This window comes from Vibrio sp. Vb1980, assembly GCF_033338615.1.
In the GTDB taxonomy this organism is placed as follows: Bacteria; Pseudomonadota; Gammaproteobacteria; order Enterobacterales; family Vibrionaceae; genus Vibrio; species Vibrio alginolyticus.
In genome coordinates this window covers 1-533 of sequence record NZ_JAWOSZ010000166.1, presented here as the reverse complement: position 1 = coordinate 533, position 533 = coordinate 1, and the positions used below count along the sequence as shown (strand labels likewise).

The following is a 533-nucleotide window of genomic DNA, read 5'->3' as shown; positions in this document are numbered from 1 at the left end:
CACTTAACTCAATTCAAAGAATACATATTATGATCACACGTTCGCTTTTACGTTCCATGTTTGCATCTTGCGCTTTATTGGTCGCTAGCGCGTCCAGTTTCGCGAGTGACAAAATGAAAATTGGTATCACGCTTCAGCCTTATTTCAGCTATGTGCACGCTGTTGTTGGTGACAAAGCGGAAATCTTACCGCTGGTGGATGCTGGCTTTAATCCTCATAACTACTTACCGCAACCGAATGATCTAAAACGTCTTAATGAAATGGATGTCATCGTGGTGAATGGTATTGGCCATGATGATTTTGCATTGAAGGTGATCAACGCATCGCAACGCGATGATCTCGTTGTCATTGAAGCCAACAAAGAAGTTCCGCTATTGCCAGCAATGGGACAATCAGTCGGGCAAGGCGCGGTGAATCCACATACGTTCGTTGGGCTCTCAACAACGATTCAAAAGGTTTATACCATCGCGAGCGAGTTGAGCAAGCTCGACCCTGAAAATGCCGATTTCTACCGTAAAAACGCGCGTCAATAC

1 protein-coding gene is annotated in these 533 nt (G+C 45.0%); it reads left to right on the top strand.

From position 1 onward, the window contains the following. Nucleotides 1-29: 29 nt before the first annotated feature. The coding region (locus tag R7F64_RS24310) for a metal ABC transporter solute-binding protein, Zn/Mn family (RefSeq protein ID WP_318072212.1) at nt 30-533 on the top strand (504 nt) is incomplete at its 3' end.